The sequence below is a fragment of the Corynebacterium sp. HMSC074H12 genome (assembly GCF_001813755.1).
Taxonomy (GTDB): domain Bacteria; phylum Actinomycetota; class Actinomycetes; order Mycobacteriales; family Mycobacteriaceae; genus Corynebacterium; species Corynebacterium hiratae.
Genome location: NZ_KV813889.1, coordinates 1 through 14846, shown reverse-complemented (window position 1 = coordinate 14846; position 14846 = coordinate 1). Strand labels below are relative to the sequence as shown.

Annotated in this window: 13 protein-coding genes and 1 pseudogene; 8 read left to right on the top strand and 6 right to left on the bottom strand. The window is 61.8% G+C overall.

From position 1 onward, the window contains the following. Window position 1 precedes the first annotated feature (1 nt). Window positions 2-457 carry a GtrA family protein gene (locus HMPREF2932_RS03005; RefSeq protein ID WP_046647043.1) on the top strand — a complete coding sequence of 152 codons (456 nt, stop codon included), beginning with the start codon at window positions 2-4 and terminating at the stop codon, window positions 455-457. On the opposite strand, the gene HMPREF2932_RS03000 is transcribed toward HMPREF2932_RS03005, so the two are convergent. After that, window positions 454-1359 (bottom strand): galactofuranosyltransferase GlfT1, encoded by a 906-nt coding sequence (locus HMPREF2932_RS03000; RefSeq protein WP_046647044.1) that lies wholly within the window; start codon window positions 1357-1359, stop codon window positions 454-456. The genes HMPREF2932_RS03005 and HMPREF2932_RS03000 overlap by 4 nt on opposite strands. A gap of 43 nt (window positions 1360-1402) precedes the next feature. Here HMPREF2932_RS03000 and HMPREF2932_RS02995 point away from each other — a divergent pair, with 43 nt between their 5' ends. Both HMPREF2932_RS02995 and HMPREF2932_RS02990 read left to right on the top strand, forming a co-directional pair. Then, window positions 1403-2008, top strand: coding sequence for a GNAT family N-acetyltransferase (locus HMPREF2932_RS02995; RefSeq protein ID WP_084738960.1), 606 nt, complete (start codon window positions 1403-1405; stop codon window positions 2006-2008). A gap of 63 nt (window positions 2009-2071) precedes the next feature. Then, window positions 2072-2962 carry a Fic family protein gene (locus tag HMPREF2932_RS02990; RefSeq protein WP_071409582.1) on the top strand — a complete coding sequence of 297 codons (891 nt, stop codon included), beginning with the start codon at window positions 2072-2074 and terminating at the stop codon, window positions 2960-2962. Here the strand turns inward: HMPREF2932_RS02990 and HMPREF2932_RS02985 are convergent. Then, window positions 2959-3756, bottom strand: a complete 798-nt coding sequence (locus tag HMPREF2932_RS02985) for a galactan export ABC transporter ATP-binding subunit Wzt/RfbE (RefSeq protein ID WP_010188329.1) — start codon at window positions 3754-3756, stop codon at window positions 2959-2961. The genes HMPREF2932_RS02990 and HMPREF2932_RS02985 overlap by 4 nt on opposite strands. 12 nt (window positions 3757-3768) lie before the next feature. Beyond that, window positions 3769-4620, bottom strand: coding sequence for a galactan export ABC transporter permease subunit Wzm/RfbD (locus tag HMPREF2932_RS02980; protein ID WP_071409628.1), 852 nt, complete (start codon window positions 4618-4620; stop codon window positions 3769-3771). A 195-nt stretch (window positions 4621-4815) separates the two neighbouring features. Between HMPREF2932_RS02980 and HMPREF2932_RS02975 the strand changes: the two genes are divergently transcribed. Then, complete coding sequence (locus HMPREF2932_RS02975) at window positions 4816-6027, top strand: aminotransferase class V-fold PLP-dependent enzyme (RefSeq protein WP_071409581.1); 1212 nt, start codon at window positions 4816-4818, stop codon at window positions 6025-6027. Here the strand turns inward: HMPREF2932_RS02975 and HMPREF2932_RS02970 are convergent. Together HMPREF2932_RS02970 and HMPREF2932_RS02965 are read right to left on the bottom strand one after the other, a co-directional pair. After that, window positions 6024-6980 carry an NAD(P)H-quinone oxidoreductase gene (locus HMPREF2932_RS02970; RefSeq protein ID WP_071409580.1) on the bottom strand — a complete coding sequence of 319 codons (957 nt, stop codon included), beginning with the start codon at window positions 6978-6980 and terminating at the stop codon, window positions 6024-6026. The two genes, HMPREF2932_RS02975 and HMPREF2932_RS02970, sit on opposite strands and share 4 nt — an antisense overlap. A gap of 15 nt (window positions 6981-6995) precedes the next feature. Continuing rightward, entirely contained in the window at window positions 6996-7892 is an 897-nt protein-coding gene (locus tag HMPREF2932_RS02965; RefSeq protein WP_070644686.1) for an NAD(P)/FAD-dependent oxidoreductase, read from the bottom strand. A 226-nt stretch (window positions 7893-8118) separates the two neighbouring features. Here HMPREF2932_RS02965 and HMPREF2932_RS02960 point away from each other — a divergent pair, with 226 nt between their 5' ends. Then, window positions 8119-9831, top strand: a complete 1713-nt coding sequence (locus HMPREF2932_RS02960) for a SulP family inorganic anion transporter (protein WP_071409579.1) — start codon at window positions 8119-8121, stop codon at window positions 9829-9831. 76 nt (window positions 9832-9907) lie between these two features. Here HMPREF2932_RS02960 and HMPREF2932_RS02955 read toward each other — a convergent pair whose 3' ends face one another. Next, window positions 9908-10282 (bottom strand): SMI1/KNR4 family protein, encoded by a 375-nt coding sequence (locus HMPREF2932_RS02955; protein WP_049156773.1) that lies wholly within the window; start codon window positions 10280-10282, stop codon window positions 9908-9910. A 155-nt stretch (window positions 10283-10437) separates the two neighbouring features. Here HMPREF2932_RS02955 and HMPREF2932_RS02950 point away from each other — a divergent pair, with 155 nt between their 5' ends. The 3 genes and pseudogenes from HMPREF2932_RS02950 to HMPREF2932_RS02940 form a co-directional block, all read left to right on the top strand. Beyond that, window positions 10438-11790: an SWIM zinc finger family protein gene (locus HMPREF2932_RS02950; RefSeq protein WP_071409578.1), complete on the top strand. Its 1353-nt coding sequence runs from the start codon at window positions 10438-10440 to the stop codon at window positions 11788-11790. Window positions 11791-11798: 8 nt separating this feature from the next. Further along, window positions 11799-14222, top strand: coding sequence for a hypothetical protein (locus tag HMPREF2932_RS02945; RefSeq protein ID WP_071409577.1), 2424 nt, complete (start codon window positions 11799-11801; stop codon window positions 14220-14222). Window positions 14223-14309: 87 nt separating this feature from the next. After that, window positions 14310-14846, top strand: a pseudogene (locus HMPREF2932_RS02940) (hypothetical protein); the annotation flags it as partial.

Sequence of the window (14846 nt, the reverse complement as noted above, 5' to 3'; positions counted from 1 at the left end):
TATGGCAGGTCGCGCCGAACGCTTCTCCCAGTCGAACTCCTTGCATGCGCAGGGCGCGAAGTTCGCCATTACGGGAGCCATTGCCGCGCTTATCGACGTCTCCCTGACCTGGCTCTTCCAAATCGGATTAGGCGTATTCGGCGACGTGGGCTCCCGAACTATTGGCTTTGCTGTGGGCACCTTCGTGGCTTATCTGCTGAACCGGCGCTGGACCTTCAACGCGCGGGCCTCGAAGCGCCGCTTCGCTGCCGTGTTTGCTACCTACGCCATGACCTATGCGATCAACATTCTGTTGTATCGCTGGGCCTTTCCCTTCTTTGATCACACGCTGGACTGGCCCTCGTCCTGGGCACTGGCGGTGGCTTTCGTGATAGCCCAAGGCACCGCCACACTCATCAACTTTTTTGTGCAGCGCTGGGTGATTTTCCGCAGCACGCGCAAGTCCTTTGAGTTTTAGGGCCTGCGGAAGTCTTCCTTGCGGCCACGGTTGTGCAGGCGCAACCACTCTACAAAGCCCTTCACGTCATGTTGCTGGACCAGGAAAAACCAGCCAAAACGTGCGAATTCCTGCGGCAGCAGCTTGCGCATGCCGCGCTGCCACAGAAGGTAGCCGCGGTTGCGGTAGGTAAAGAAGCGCTTGAACTCGCCCTCCGGATATTGCGTATGCATTTTGCCACCGAGGATGGGCTTGAACTCGTCGGAGCCGTCCGGGTGCAGGTAGCTGGTGGTCAGCGCAGTGCCGAAGCTCAAGCCCGAGTTGACCAGGCGGCGGTGGTACTCCACCTCATCACCACGGATGAACAGGCGGTAATCTGGCACGCCGATGATCTCCATGGCCTCGGCGGAGATGAGCGCGCCGTTAAAAAGCGAGGCGATACCGGGCAGAAAGTCGCCCTCTAATTCGCTCATGTAGCGCCGCCATATCAGTCCCTGGCGAAGAGGGAAGGCGAGCTTGGCGGGCTCATTGATATTGCACACGGCGGGGGAGACTTCGTGGAGTGCGTTGTTTTCCGCAACGCGGTAGAGCTCCTCCAGCACGTGGTGGTCGGCGGGGCGGCCATCATCATCAGCGCACCACACTGCGTCCGCGCCGAGGGCGAGTGCGGTGAGGAATCCCAGCGCGAAGCCGCCGGCGCCACCGAGGTTGGTTTCGGAAGGCACATAGACGCCGCGCTCGCCGGCCAGTTCGTGGAGGAGATCCTCCACGGATTGTTCCGCACCGTTATCCACCACGATGACCCACTGCACCGGGTGTGTTTGGTTCACCACCTGTTCAAGGGAGGCGCGCAGCAGCTCCACGCGCTGGTGGGTGACGATCACAGCGGCCGTCGTTCCGGCCTGGGACAGGGTGGCAGTCATGGGTTCTATTGTGCCACCCGTGCTGAGCTATACGATGCTAGCCATGGCTGTAAAAGGTATTGAAGAGATGTGGGCTCCTTTTGGGATTTCCGTACAGGTCGGCGAGCTGACCTTGCGGGTGCTGCGCGATAGTGACATCGCCGCCATCCACGGTGTTAGCGCCGCTGCGATATTTGGTGAGCCGCTTCCGGAGTACACGTTCCCCTGGCTGAAAGAGAAACCGGACCCGAGCTTCCGGTGGGCGCACCGCGCGCAGATGTCCCCGGAAGAATGGTCGCTCGACTTCGGAGTGCATCTTGATGGTGAGATCATCGGCTCGGTGGATCTGCGGGCGAAGAATTTTCCCGATAACCATGAGGTTGTAACCGGATCGTGGATCTACCACCACCTTCAGGGCCGCAGTATTGGTACGCAGATTCGTCACGCCGTTGCGGTCTTCTGCTTTGATTACTTGGGCGCGCGCCAGCTGCGCTCCGAGTGGGAGCCGGGCAATGAGGCGTCCCAGGCTGTATCACGCAAGCTGGGCTACACGATCGAAGGCAACAAGGCAGTGCTGCGCAAAGAGGATTACCAGCCGGGGCCGGCAGTGACTGTCAGTGGCATGAGCGAGGAGTTGGGCGCGATGTTGGGAATTAACTTCGCACGTTGACGGAGGTTTCGTGAAACTGGGAGAGTTTCTACTCATTTTCACGGAAACTTGTAGAATGTTGGCATGCTTGACGCGCGGATCATCTCAAAGATCGACACTCTCCTCGAGCAGTATGCGACGTTGCGGGAAGACGCCCCTGAGGCCATCGCGGAGATAGCACGCGCAGAGGTGGCCGAGTCAGTGTATAACTCGAACGCCATTGAGAATTCCACGCTGACTTTGGAGGACACCGAGAACATTCTGGCCGGGCTTACAACTAGGGCGCATGATTTGCGGGAAGTCTTTGAGGCCAAAAACCTGGCGGACGTGACTGAGGAACTTATTCGGGGCGTCGGTAAGCTCGATGCACACCTCATTCTGCGACTGCATGGCATGTTGCTTCGCGGCATCAATGACGACTGGGCGGGGCGCTTTCGTCGAAGGGGAGAGTGGGTTCGCGTGGGCGCTCATATGGGGGCCAACCCTGAATACGTGGACAGGCTGGTGGACACAGCCATTGCCGAATACTACGAGGACACTAGCTTCTTTGTTGACCGAATCGCGCGGTTCCACGCGGAATTTGAAACCATCCATCCTTTTTCAGATGGCAATGGGCGCATCGGGCGCGTCATTATCAATCAACAACTCTTAGAGCTAGGGGCGCCACCCATCATCATTCCGAACAAAGGAAAAGAGCGCCACTACTACCCAGTGTTCCGTGGCTACCCGGTGAGTGGGGACTTTTCTGCATTGAGCACACTTATCGCGCGGCAACTCGTCGAGTCCTTGCACAAGCGCATCACGCTGCTGACCGCGCCGAGGGTAATTCGCCTGTCGGAATGGGCAAAGGTTAACGGTGTCTCTGGGTCCGTCGCCGCCAATAAGGCGGCGCGGGGTACCATTCCCGCCTTCCGACAGCGCGGAACGTGGATGATTGACGCGCAATATGTCAACGAGGCAGGTAGCAGGGGCTAAACGTTCTCCTCGTTATCGAAGCGCTTGCGCAGATCGCGTACATATTGGCCTACCTCTGGGCCTTCGTACTCGCCGACGACCTCGGAGACCTCGCCCACCGAGCGGATCTGGCCGTGGTCGATCCATAGGGCGGTATCGCACAGCTGGGCCAGGAAGTCATTGGAGTGGGAAGCAAAGACCAGGATGCCGGAGCGCTTCACCAAGTCCTGGAGGCGCACGCGGGCCTTGGCCATGAAGGCGGCGTCGACGGCGCCGATGCCTTCGTCGAGAAGCAGGATTTCCGGCTCAATGGAGGTCACCACGCCCAGCGCTAGGCGTACGCGCATACCGGTGGAGTAGGTGCGCAGCGGCATGGAGAGGTAATCACCCAGCTCAGAGAATTCCGCGATCTCATCCATCTTGGCCTTCATCTGCTTGATGGTCTGGCCCAAGAAGAGGCCGCGGATGATGATGTTGTCATAGCCGGAAACCTCCGGGTCCATGCCCACGCCGAGGTCGAAGACTGGGGCAACGCGCCCGCGGACGTCGGCAGCGCCGCGCGTAGGTTCGTAGATGCCGGACAGCAGGCGCAGCAGAGTGGTTTTGCCCGCGCCGTTGTGGCCGACGAGGCCCACACGGTCGCCCTCGCGCAGGTGGAGGTTGATGTCTTTGAGTGCCTCCACCATGACCACGTTCTGGTCATTTTTGCCAATGGAGCCACCGGCCGTGGAGAGCATCGCCTTCTTGAGTGAACGGGATTTGGCATCAAAGATGGGAAAGTCCACGCAAGCGTTATACGTATCAATGGAAACCATGGACGATCCTTTCTAGACCCAGTAGGAGACACGGAAGCGCCACTGGCGCATGGCCAGTCCGGCGATGAGCAGGCCGGCGACGGTGCAGCCGATGACGATAAGCCAGTGATAACCGGCAACGGGTTCACCAATCATGGGGGCGCGGATGATCTCCATGTAGTGATAGAGCGGATTGATCTCAGCGATGCGCGCGCGGCTGGCCACGGCACCTCCCTGTTCCTTCAGGGTGTTGGTCATCCACACGATAGGCGTGACGTAGAAGAGCAGCTGGGTTAGAGCCTCCAGCAGAGGGGCGACGTCACGGAAGCGGGTGGCGATGATGCCGAAGAACATGGCGACCCACACGCCGTTGACCAAGAAGAGTCCTAGCGCCGGGATGAACAGGAAGAACTCCCAGCCCAGGTGGCGCGGGAAAATAATGATGAGCAGCAGCCAGATGATGAGGTTGTGGCCCAAGAAGAGGGTTTGCCGCCACACTAAGCGGTAGACGTGCACCGATAGTGGTGCGGGCAGCTGTTTGATCAAGCCCTCGTTGTCGATGAAGACCGTCGAGCCTTCCTTGATGGCGCCGGAGATGAAGTTCCACATAATCAGGCCCACGGTCACGTGGGGCAGGAACTCTGCCACGGGAATCTGGAAGAGCATGGAGTACAGCAGGCCCAGGGCCGCGGCCATCACGCCGGTCGCGATCGTGATCCAGAAAGGACCCAGCACCGAGCGGCGGTAGCGCTGCTTGATGTCTTGGATGCCCAGCTTGAACCACAGCTCGCGCTGGCGCGCGCCTTGCAACAGATCGGCGAAGGCCGCCGACATGGTCATGGAACGCGAGGCCGGCTCCTCACCGGGTGCAGGCGCGGAGGTCATGCGGGCGACGTCGTCACGCAGGTTTTTCTTGTCTTGCACGCCCTTCACCCTAGCGCGCACATCCGCCAAAAACCTACACACACGCCCTTAACCTGGGAAAACACGAGCGAGCTGGGAAAATCTCGGGTTAGGAAAGATTTACGTAGGGCGTATAGAGTAGGGAGTCGATCGGACGATTCGAGGAAGGGTTGAAGCATGACGGAACAGTATGACGTCGCCAGCGTGCGAGGTCTTTACACTGGGCTGTCCGATGGTTGGACCTACCTGAACGCGCACGCCGCGCCGCAGATTGCGGAACGCGTGGCCTCTGGTGTTGCCCGTTCTTTCCGAATGTCCGCCACGGTGAAGCCTCTGGAGGATGCCGTGGGCGCGCACTCGGCGCACCACGACCCAGGGGAGCTCCACGCGGCGGACATGTATGACTCCGCGCGCCGGGCAGTGGCGGATCTCACGGGGGCGACAGCGCAGCGCGTCATCCTGGGCCCGTCGCTGCCGGTGCTGTATCAATCTCTGGGAGTCGCACTGCGCCCGCTGTTGCGCCGCCAGTCCTCGGTGGTGCTCTCCCGTTTTGATTCTCCAGAGCTCACGCGCCCGTTTGCGCACGTGGGCGCCGATACTCGGTGGTCACAGCCAGACCTGGGCACGGGCGAGCTGCCGGCGTTCCAATACGCTGATCTGGTGGATGGCTCTACGCGGTTTGTTGCTTTTTCGGCTGCCCATGAGCTGCTGGGCACGGTCACGCCGGCGTCGGAGATTATTGATACGGTCCATGAGCGCTCGCGCGCCTGGGTGCTTGTCGACGTCTCCTCGATCGCCCCCTACCGTCTCCTCGACTTTGATGCGATTGGGGCGGATATCCTCGGCGTGGATGTGGGTGCTCTCGGTGGCCCGCAGATGGCAGCGCTGGTCTTCCGCGATACCGCGATGTTCCGCCGCCTCGATGAGCTTGTCGTTGGCCCGGTTTCCGCGGGCTTGGCGGGTGGCGTTGGCCCCCTGGTGGACCATTTGGCGGAACTCGCCGGCGGGGAGCGGGGTTCGCGCCGCGTGCGCCTGACGCGTTCGATGCAAGCTCTCTCCGGCTATATGGAGGATCTCACCGGGGATCTTTACAGCTTGTTGGGCACGCTGCCGGCCGTTCACATCCTGGGTGTGACCGGTGAGGCAGCTGCCGACGCCTCCGATGACCGCCTCCCGCGTCTCACCTTCGCCGTGCGCGATGTTCCGGCGGATGTGATTCACCGCCGGCTCTTCGACAATGGCTTGGTCATTACGATCGCCCCGCACACCCCACTGCTCACGGAGATGGGCGTGGAGGAGGTCGGCGGTGCCGTCACGGTCTCGCTGAGCCCGTTCAGCACGTACCACGACGTAGAGCACCTCACCCGCGTCGTGGCGTCGCTGGCTTAGACCTCGAGGACGAGCTTGCCCGTGACCTCGCCGGAGTCGAGGGCTTTGTGGGCTTCGGCGGCGCGAGCAAGCGCATACGTCGCGTGCAGGTGGTGCTTGACGCTGCCGTCTTCCAACCAAGGCCAGACATTTTTGACGGTGTCCGCAACGATGGCGGCCTTGCCCTCCAACGAGCGGGAGCGCAGCGTGGTGCCCTGCAGGGTCAGGCGCTTGTTAAGCAGAATACCCATGTTGAGCTCGGCCTTCGTGCCACCCTGCATGCCGATGGTGACCATGTGGCCACCCTTGGCTAGCGCGATGAGGTTCTTTTTGAGGTACTTCGCGCCCATGATGTCGAGGATGACATCGCACTGGTTCTTCAGTTCCTCGGCGAAGTCCTGCTCGTTGTAGTTGATGAGGATGTCCGCGCCGAGTTCCTTGCAGGTCTCGAGTTTTTCGTCCGAGCCAGCCGTCACGGCGACGGTGGCGCCCAGTTGCTTCGCCACCTGGATGGCGAAGGTGCCGATGCCACCCGCGCCGCCGTGGATGAGGATGGTCTGGCCTTGAGTAAGACCAGCTTCCATAGCGATGTTGGACCAGACCGTGCAGGCCACCTCGATGACGGATGCGGCCTCGGCAAAGGAATAGCCGGTGGGGATGGGCAGCAGCTGGCCTTGGGGCACGGCCACGTACTCGGCGTAGCCGCCGCCGGCCAGCAGGGCGCCGACCTTGGAGCCAACCGCGACGTCGGTGTCGCCTGCGTCGACGACTTCGCCTGCGACTTCGAGGCCGATAATCTCCGAAGCGCCCGGCGGCGGTGGGTAGTGCCCGCGGGCCTGGAGCAGGTCGGCGCGGTTTACGCCGGCGGCTTTGACTTTAACGAGGACTTCGCCGGCAGCTAGTTCTGGTGTGGCGACATCCCCCAACTCCAGCGAGTGCGGGTCTTCCAGGTTGGTCTGAATGATGGCTTTCATGCCACACCACCGTACTTAAATCCAATCATCCTCGACGAGGAAGCCGTTGACCGTGATAGCAGCAGCATTGGCCTGGCCCATGGCCATCGCCACCTGTGCGCCTGGATTGACCACGTTGCCCACCGCCCAGACGCGCGGGTGGCTGGTGGCACCGGTGAGATCAGCCTCGATCAGGCTGCCGCCCATCGCCGGTGGCGGGCTATGGCGCTCGAGGTTGAGGTCAGCGAGGAACTCATCGTGGGGGCGGGGAATGGGCATGTAAAACAGTGCATCGACGGCATGCTCGTCGCTTTCCAGCAGGACTTTTCCGTCTTGGAAGGCGGTGACGGGGCCGTCGATAAGCGCAATGCCCCGCCGAGTCAGGTCCGCGCGCTGCTCGTCGGTGAATTCCATTCCATTGGTGAAGAAGGTGATGTCCTTCGACCACTGGCGCAGAACCGCGGCATGGTGGAAGGAGAACTCGCCGATGCAGAGCACGCCGAGCTTCTTGTCCGCCACCTCGTATCCGTGGCAGTAGGGGCAGTGGAGGACCGTATTTCCCCAGTTTTCTTCCAAGCCCGGGATGTTGGGGTGCTCGTCGTCCACGCCGCTGGCGACGATGATAGAGCGGGCAGCGATGGTCTCACCGTTGCTCAACGTGGCGGTGAGCGTGCGGTCATTATCGGTGACGGAATCCACGGTGGCGTTTAGGATCTGCGCGCCGTAGCTGCGCAGCTGTTCCTTGCCGCGCTCCTGGAACTCAAGGGGTGGCGTGCCCTCGAGGGCAATGACTCCATGAATTTCATGGGCGAAACGGTTGCGGGGAGTGGCGGAATCAACAATGAGGACACTGCGGCGGGCGCGGACCATGACCAGTGCTGCCTGAAGGCCGGCCGCACCACCGCCGATGATGAGGGTATCTACTGTCTGCATGGCCGCGAGTAAACCAGAGGAGGGTTTATATGGCAATGGTTTTCATTAATTTGTGGCAGGCGTCACGCCCAACCCTGACTTGGCCAAGTTAGTGTCGAAGGGTTGGGGTGTGGTGGGAATTCGTCAACATGAGGCATCGGCCAGAATTGCGAATGCGGCCCGTCGAAGGATGGCGCCTTGTGTATCCTTTGGATGTCGTTGAGCTTTTAAGGAGCAAGAAAGTAGCATGACCTACCCCTCCACCGTCTCTAAGGTGGGCATCCGATCGCGTGCCCTGCGTTTCGCACCGCGCCGCTCGGACTGGTCCCGCGCGACGATCGGGCGCGACCTTTCGGCAGGCCTCATGGTGGCCCTCGTCGCACTGCCCCTCGCGCTCGGCTTCGGCGTTGTGTCCGGTGTTGGCGCCGCAGCCGGAATTACGACGGCCATCGTCGCGGGCATCTTGGCCGCGGTCTTCGGTGGTAGCAATGTTCAGGTAAGCGGCCCGACCGGCGCAATGACCGTCGTGTTAATCCCCATCGTGGCCGACCATGGTGCCGATGGGGTGCTCGTTGTCGGCGTGCTGGCGGGACTCATGCTGCTCTTACTGGCATTCACCGGCGCTGGCCGCGCGATGAAGTACATGCCTTTGCCTGTCGTCGAAGGTTTCACAGCCGGTATTGCGGTGATCATCGGCCTCCAACAGCTGCCTGCTGCACTCGGTGTTGACGTCGACGGCGAGAAGGTCCTCGGGTTGGCGTGGGGCGCAATCAAAGCTTGGTTAGATGCCCCGGGATGGCAGGCGCCAGTGATGACCCTCGCGGTGGCGGCCGGAATCGTGGTTGCGGCGCGCGTTCGTAGTGGCTTTCCCGCGGCGCTGGTGTTGGTAGCTGCCGCGACGGCCATCAACATGCTGGCAGACAGTAACCTGAAGACAATCGGCTACATCCCGTCGACGTTGCCTGCTCCGCGCTTGCCGCACATCCCGTGGGAGCACCTGGATTCCTTGCTGTTGGCAGCGGTCGCCGTCGCAGCGCTCGGTGCGTTGGAATCGTTGCTGTCAGCGACGGTTGCCGACGCAATGACTGTCGGCGACCGTCACGATCCCGACCGCGAGCTCTTTGGGCAGGGCGTGGCCAACGTCGTCGCGCCCCTGTTCGGCGGGATCCCCGCAACAGCCGCGATCGCCCGAACTGCCGTCAACGTGCGGGCCGGCGCAGGTACGCGCCTGGCGGCGGTGTTCCATTCGCTGCTTTTGCTCGTCGCAGTGCTCGTCGCGGCCCGGTGGGTGGGCGAGATTCCTCTCGCTGCGCTTGCCGGCGTGCTTATCGCCACTGCGATCCAGATGATCCATCCGCGGAACCTCCGCTCGGTGATGCGCGCCACCAAGGGCGACGGGGTCACCCTGCTTATTACGGCTGCCGCCACCGTCGTGTTCGACCTTGTCGTCGCCGTGCTCATTGGCCTTGTAATAGCGGGCTTCTTCGCGCTGCGCGATACCGCCCGCACGGCGGTGTTAGAGGCCGCTCCACTGGAGACAGGAGACCACCGCGACAAGGAACGCGAACTCCTCGATGAGCACATCGCCGCCTTCCGCTTGGAAGGCCCACTCTTCTTTGGCGCAGCGCACGATTTCCTCCTCGATCTCGCTGATGCTTCGTCGGTCAAGGTTGTCGTGCTCCGCATGCGCTATGTCACGACGATTGACGCCACTGGCGCCCAGATGCTCGCTGACACGATCGGGCGCCTTGAACGTCACGGCACCCGGGTCCTACTCTCAGCCACGAAGCCCGAACATGTTCCGGTGTTGCGCGAACTCGGCGTATTTGACCAGCTTGCGCACGAGAATCACGTCTTCGACGACACTCTCGACGCCATCGCCCACGCCCGACTGCATGTCTCGCGCATTCAGCATGAGGAGTCGGATGGCGCACCCGCGGCGTCGCAAAGCAATCAGTAGGACGAGTAGCACTGGCGAAGAACCAAAACCGCACCACTTCAGCACCGATGAAGTATTCGCTGAGCTCGACTCAGCGTCACTTGTCGAAAAGCAACTCGATCGGCTCCGTTTCCCGCGATTCGTGGTCCCAAACGTAGAAGCTGTCATCGCTTGGCAGGAGAACAATCGCGTTGCCTTCCTGATCCTCTGCGACGACGATGGCGTCCTGCGGGAATCCGTCGGCCTGGGAGCGCCACGTTTCGGTTTCCTTGACCACGTGATTCGCCGAGCGCGCGAGACGGCGGCGGTCAGAATCGTCGTACACCGGGTAGAGGAACCAGTATCCCTCGTCGGCATCGTCGATTTCGCCGCCGTTCTCCGACATCAGACGCTGCCGCAAGTCGTCCGGGAAGGTGCGGCCCAATGCTTCCTCAGCAGCGCGGATTCGTGATTCATCAACCGGGAATGCCATGCGAGCAGTGTATCTCGAAATCCCAGTCCTCCGCTACACACGTCCTACCGCAGGGCGGTCTTATTGCAACCGCCTGGCACCCCTATGCGAAGACACGTAAGCTGAGCGACAAATACGGCTTGCTACGGGCAAAGGGCACTGGCTTGGAGGCGTAGATGGAAAGGGTTTTCTCCAGAGAGACCACGCTCGTGGACAACCGGCTCACGCTCGCACTCGCGCCCGGGCTGGGGCTTGATGGGCCCACCGCGGCCCCAAGTTTCTTTCACGGATTCGCAACCCACCCGCAGGTGCTCGCACGCGGGCTCGTAACACTAGCGGACATCACCGCCACCCGCTATTACAACTTCTCCCCGATGTCGGAGCGCGACCCGATCCTTTCCGCACACGGCGATCGTCTGCGGGCTGAGTGTTTTTCGGGGTGCAACGCCGTCTATGCGTGCTTTGAGGTGATGAGCTCGGGCCTTGACGGTGGAGACATCGGGCGAGGCACCACCAACGTCGACATCGGCCCAAAGTCCAGAGTGATGCTGTCCAATCTGCCGCGCCATGAACTCCTGCACGTCGACGTCGGCACAGAGGGGCTGCGGGCGGCGACGCTGACAGCGTCCACGATTGAGCGCCCCGTAACCATGCCATCACGCTGGGTGCCCGCACTAGGAAACGCGGCGCAGTCACAACAAGGTTTCGTCGAGGCGTTCCGAGTGCCGGCCTCGGGTGCACGCCGATTCCTTGCCGGATTGCCGCCCGCGAGTGCGTCCGGGCATTCAGCCTGGCTGTCCTCATCCCGTGGCGCGATAAAGGTCAGTGCGGTGGCGACGCCGGGAGCGGTGCTGGTCAGCGGCCTGCAGCGGCTAAGCGCCTTGAAACGGCTATTGCCCCACGCACAAGGACTCATCGTCCACGGCCCCGCAGACGAGCACACCGTTGGCGCAATGATCACGCTGCTGCTTCCGTGCGCCCGGCTCACCTTGGGGCTCACCGACAAGGAATGGCGCGGCTACTCCGGCGAAGGCTCCCTACTGGCCTCCCTGGCCGAACTGAACGTCGCGGAAGACGCCGACTTAGTGAGCGCCGTGTTGGCCTTTGAGCCAATTATCGACGTGCACCGCCTTTCCAAGGACACCGCGCTGCCCGAGGCCCGGGTGAAGTCCGCGCTGGCGCTGCTCGCGGCCTCTGGCCGCGTGGGGTGGGACGTCAACGACCAAGCCTATTTCCATCGCGAACTGCCAGACACGCCCGAACGGGTGGAAAAGGACAATCCGCGGTTGATCGCAGCTCAGAAGCTCGTGTCCGCCGGTGCCGTGCGCAGCTCCGGTTCGGATGCCTGGATCGTCAGGTCTGACGACGCCGAATACGGAGTGCGACTCGGCCCCGATGCTGGCGCCCCCGAGAAGGGTGCCACCTGCAGTTGCACCTGGTATCTCTCACATGCTGGCGACCGTGGGCCGTGCAAGCACGTTCTCGCCGTCATGCTGACACAAAAATCGACCAGCCCCACCGAGCGTTAGGAACCCGAATGGCAGTGAACCCGAGGCTGAAAGAGGCCCTTGAAATCTTCCGCGAATTAGGTTGGGACAAGGCTGATGTCGCCGATGCACCAACGCTGCCGCTAGGCACGCAGGAACAACAGAAAGCGGCCCTCGCCGGACTAGAAACCGGCGACTGGGGGGAGTACCGGAGAATCAAATCCAACTCTTACCGCTGGATCAGCGTGGTGAACGTCAATGAAACCATGCTCGCCCTGTTTGCGTTGCGCCTCGGCGTAATCCCGCGCAGGGCAGCGTCGTTGCTGCAATACACCGACGATGTTGTTTTGGCTAGATGTGTTGCCCAACGCGGCAAGGCTTACGCCTCCACATTCATCGATGAGGTGTGCATCCCTCGCCTGAGGGTGTCTGAGCACTCCCTGTCCGCACATGGTGAGGCAGCCGTCCGATTGGTATGCGAGATGGGGCTACCCGCCCCAAACAAGGTCGGCTACCTCCAAGACTGGTCCATCGTTGCGCTCGCGGCACTTACTGGTGACGTTGACAACATCACGTTTCCTGAAAAACATGCGCTCCCGACCTTTGAAGAACTGCGTCCTTCGTTCGAGGAGCACTGGCAGGCCGCGCTGCATTCGGAAGTGCCGATGACGGGGACCTTCGGCAAGCTGCTTGCGGCTGCGGTCAAGGCAGGGCTGATCCAGCGCGACGCGGGAATAGAGCAGCTTTTCATGTCTTTGGATGCGGCAGCGCGTCCTAGTGACCGTAAAGAACTCACGTCGTTGATCGTGAACGACATAGCGGCGACCGACGATGAACTGGTCGCCCGCACCGACGCGCTGATCCCCGTCCTAAGTCATGGTGAAGGGCCGGTCGTCGAGGGCTTCGCTCCTCGACTGATTGCGAATGTGGCCGACGATCTGGTGGGCGAAGTAGCTCTCACTTGTCTTTACGCGAAGACGAAGAAGGCAGTGCGACAAGTGTTGACTGCTTTGAAGCAGCGAGACTTTCCCGGACAGCCGAGTGCTGAACTACTGCACGAGAGGCTAAGTGAACTCGCCCAGTCCTCCGACAAGGCCACGGCGAAGCTGGCCGAGGCGGTGCTGGCACATTGGAACGTGACCCCTGCGGCCCCAAGCGAAGATCCCGAAGTCACCGGGCTGTGGCAGCCCACTCCAGAGCTGTGGAACGTCCCGAGGTTTGAGCTGGGTGAGGTCACCCCGGAGGCATTGACCGAAGCGCTTCGAGTGTTGACATCTCGCGGTGACGTTGCTGCGTTCGGCTTGGAGGCAGACCGGTTCCTGGCCCTGGCGGTCGCGCTGGCGAACCACAACCTGGACGACACCCGCAGGGCGCTCACTGGGATCTCTTCGGTATCCTGGGCACACGTCGTCCGTAACTGGTTGGCAGGCGAACCAGCCCGTCCCCGTTGGCAAGCAGGAAGCTTCTTGTGGTACATGCGTGTTGAAAGCACGTTTGATCATCTGGGGCACATCCCCTGTCTGCTGTCGCAGCCATCGCGGGTGGATCTGAGTGTCGAGTTCGAGGATCTGGTTGCGTCCCTGGAAAAGTATGCGGTCGCGGGCGTCCCTGTGCTGCAAGCTGACCTGGTTTTGGCGCTAGCTCGCCTGGATGTGACGAAGGCGGACGCTAACGCGGACCTGCCCGAGGTCCGGGTGAAGTTGATGGACGGCAAGCTGTTGGTTCGCAGCGCGGACCGAGTAATCACGTCCTACCTGAAGCGACCATTCGTCATTCCGGAGGCGCCTTTTGCCTCGCCAGACCGCAATGGCATATTGGCCTGGCCCAAGTCGTTGGTCGGGTTGGACCGCAATATGGTCGTCAATGACCGGGCCGGGAGATACTTCGGGGTATTCCCCAACTGGGGTGATGCCCTGAATATCGACCTTGATCGACGACTCTACCTGGACGTGGCGTCAGTCATGGCCCGGCAGCTGGCTCGTAGCGCCAAGCCGCTTGGGCCGGGCGGAGCGGTGAATTTGCTGGCCGTACAACGTCACGGACGCCCACAGCATGCCACCGAGTCAGCGTTGGCGCTGCAAGAAGCCTGGGAGCGCGGGCTGTTAGTGCCCGGCGTGGCCGATATCGACTACCTCGACTGGGACGGGCAGCTGCGCAACATCGGATCATTCGTCGAGTCATTGCGCGAGGCAGCGGATCGCGGCATGTTGTCAGTTGTCTGGCCGCTTTTCGACGACCTGCTCGTCGCCTCTGCCAAAACCCCACGGATGTTGGCGGGCACCGCCGAGGCGTCCCAGGCAATGCAGGACTACGTCGGCGAGGTGCTGGCTGCGGTCGCTGCGGGTGTTGCACCGGCGTCAGCGTTGGACGTGCCGGGGGTACGCGCGTTGGCGGCTCGGAAAGGTTCTTCAAAGGCGGTTGACGCGGCCAGGGGCGTCGTCAAGCAACTGCCCGACGAGCAGGCGGAACCCTAGTATCCCGCTGCGCCTTCCCTCGACACGGCGCTTTTTGAAAAGATCTGGCCGGCAGCGGCCGGGACCAAGCCGAACATCCCGGATGGGGTGACGTACTCGCTGCGCGAGGCAGGTTCGAACACAAAGCAGCCCCACCTGCAACTCGACATGGTTGTTCCCAGCTACCCGGCGTCCGTATTCGAGATTAAAAGCCTGACCAGATTGTTCCTTGAAATCCGGGAAGAAAGGCAGGCCAGTTCCAAGCGCGTGAACCAGGACGAGCCGGAAGGCAAGGAAAGCTGGCTCTATTGGGACGGCAACGCCCTGGTTGCAGACGATTCCAGAAACCGGAGCGAGGCTACACCTGAGCTTTCCGACGCGCTTATTGCGGTATTGATCGCTTACACAGGGGTTCGCGCCGACAACGTCCACCAGAAGCGGGAATGGGCAGCGGAACGACTACAAGAATTGGCCGAAAAAGAGGCGTACGGCTCCGCTGCTGTGAAGGCCGCCACGATCGGGTTGCTGCCGTACCACGAGGTGTGGAGCCCGGCGCGGGTGGTGTACACCCTGGAAAAACAGCCTGAAATGCTGCCGTTCCTGTGGCCAACGTTGAGCGAACCCCTGTGGTTCGCCGGAAATCAG

Excerpts from the sequence above, each read along its gene's own strand:
- HMPREF2932_RS03005 (WP_046647043.1), top strand. The coding sequence starts at position 2 with ATGGCAGGTCGCGCCGAACGCTTCTCCCAGTCGAACTCCTTGCATGCG.
- HMPREF2932_RS03000 (WP_046647044.1), bottom strand. The coding sequence starts at position 1,359 with ATGACTGCCACCCTGTCCCAGGCCGGAACGACGGCCGCTGTGATCGTC.
- HMPREF2932_RS02995 (WP_084738960.1), top strand. The coding sequence starts at position 1,403 with ATGGCTGTAAAAGGTATTGAAGAGATGTGGGCTCCTTTTGGGATTTCC.
- HMPREF2932_RS02990 (WP_071409582.1), top strand. The coding sequence starts at position 2,072 with ATGCTTGACGCGCGGATCATCTCAAAGATCGACACTCTCCTCGAGCAG.
- HMPREF2932_RS02985 (WP_010188329.1), bottom strand. The coding sequence starts at position 3,756 with ATGGTTTCCATTGATACGTATAACGCTTGCGTGGACTTTCCCATCTTT.
- HMPREF2932_RS02980 (WP_071409628.1), bottom strand. The coding sequence starts at position 4,620 with ATGACCTCCGCGCCTGCACCCGGTGAGGAGCCGGCCTCGCGTTCCATG.
- HMPREF2932_RS02975 (WP_071409581.1), top strand. The coding sequence starts at position 4,816 with ATGACGGAACAGTATGACGTCGCCAGCGTGCGAGGTCTTTACACTGGG.
- HMPREF2932_RS02970 (WP_071409580.1), bottom strand. The coding sequence starts at position 6,980 with ATGAAAGCCATCATTCAGACCAACCTGGAAGACCCGCACTCGCTGGAG.
- HMPREF2932_RS02965 (WP_070644686.1), bottom strand. The coding sequence starts at position 7,892 with ATGCAGACAGTAGATACCCTCATCATCGGCGGTGGTGCGGCCGGCCTT.
- HMPREF2932_RS02960 (WP_071409579.1), top strand. The coding sequence starts at position 8,119 with ATGACCTACCCCTCCACCGTCTCTAAGGTGGGCATCCGATCGCGTGCC.
- HMPREF2932_RS02955 (WP_049156773.1), bottom strand. The coding sequence starts at position 10,282 with ATGGCATTCCCGGTTGATGAATCACGAATCCGCGCTGCTGAGGAAGCA.
- HMPREF2932_RS02950 (WP_071409578.1), top strand. The coding sequence starts at position 10,438 with ATGGAAAGGGTTTTCTCCAGAGAGACCACGCTCGTGGACAACCGGCTC.
- HMPREF2932_RS02945 (WP_071409577.1), top strand. The coding sequence starts at position 11,799 with ATGGCAGTGAACCCGAGGCTGAAAGAGGCCCTTGAAATCTTCCGCGAA.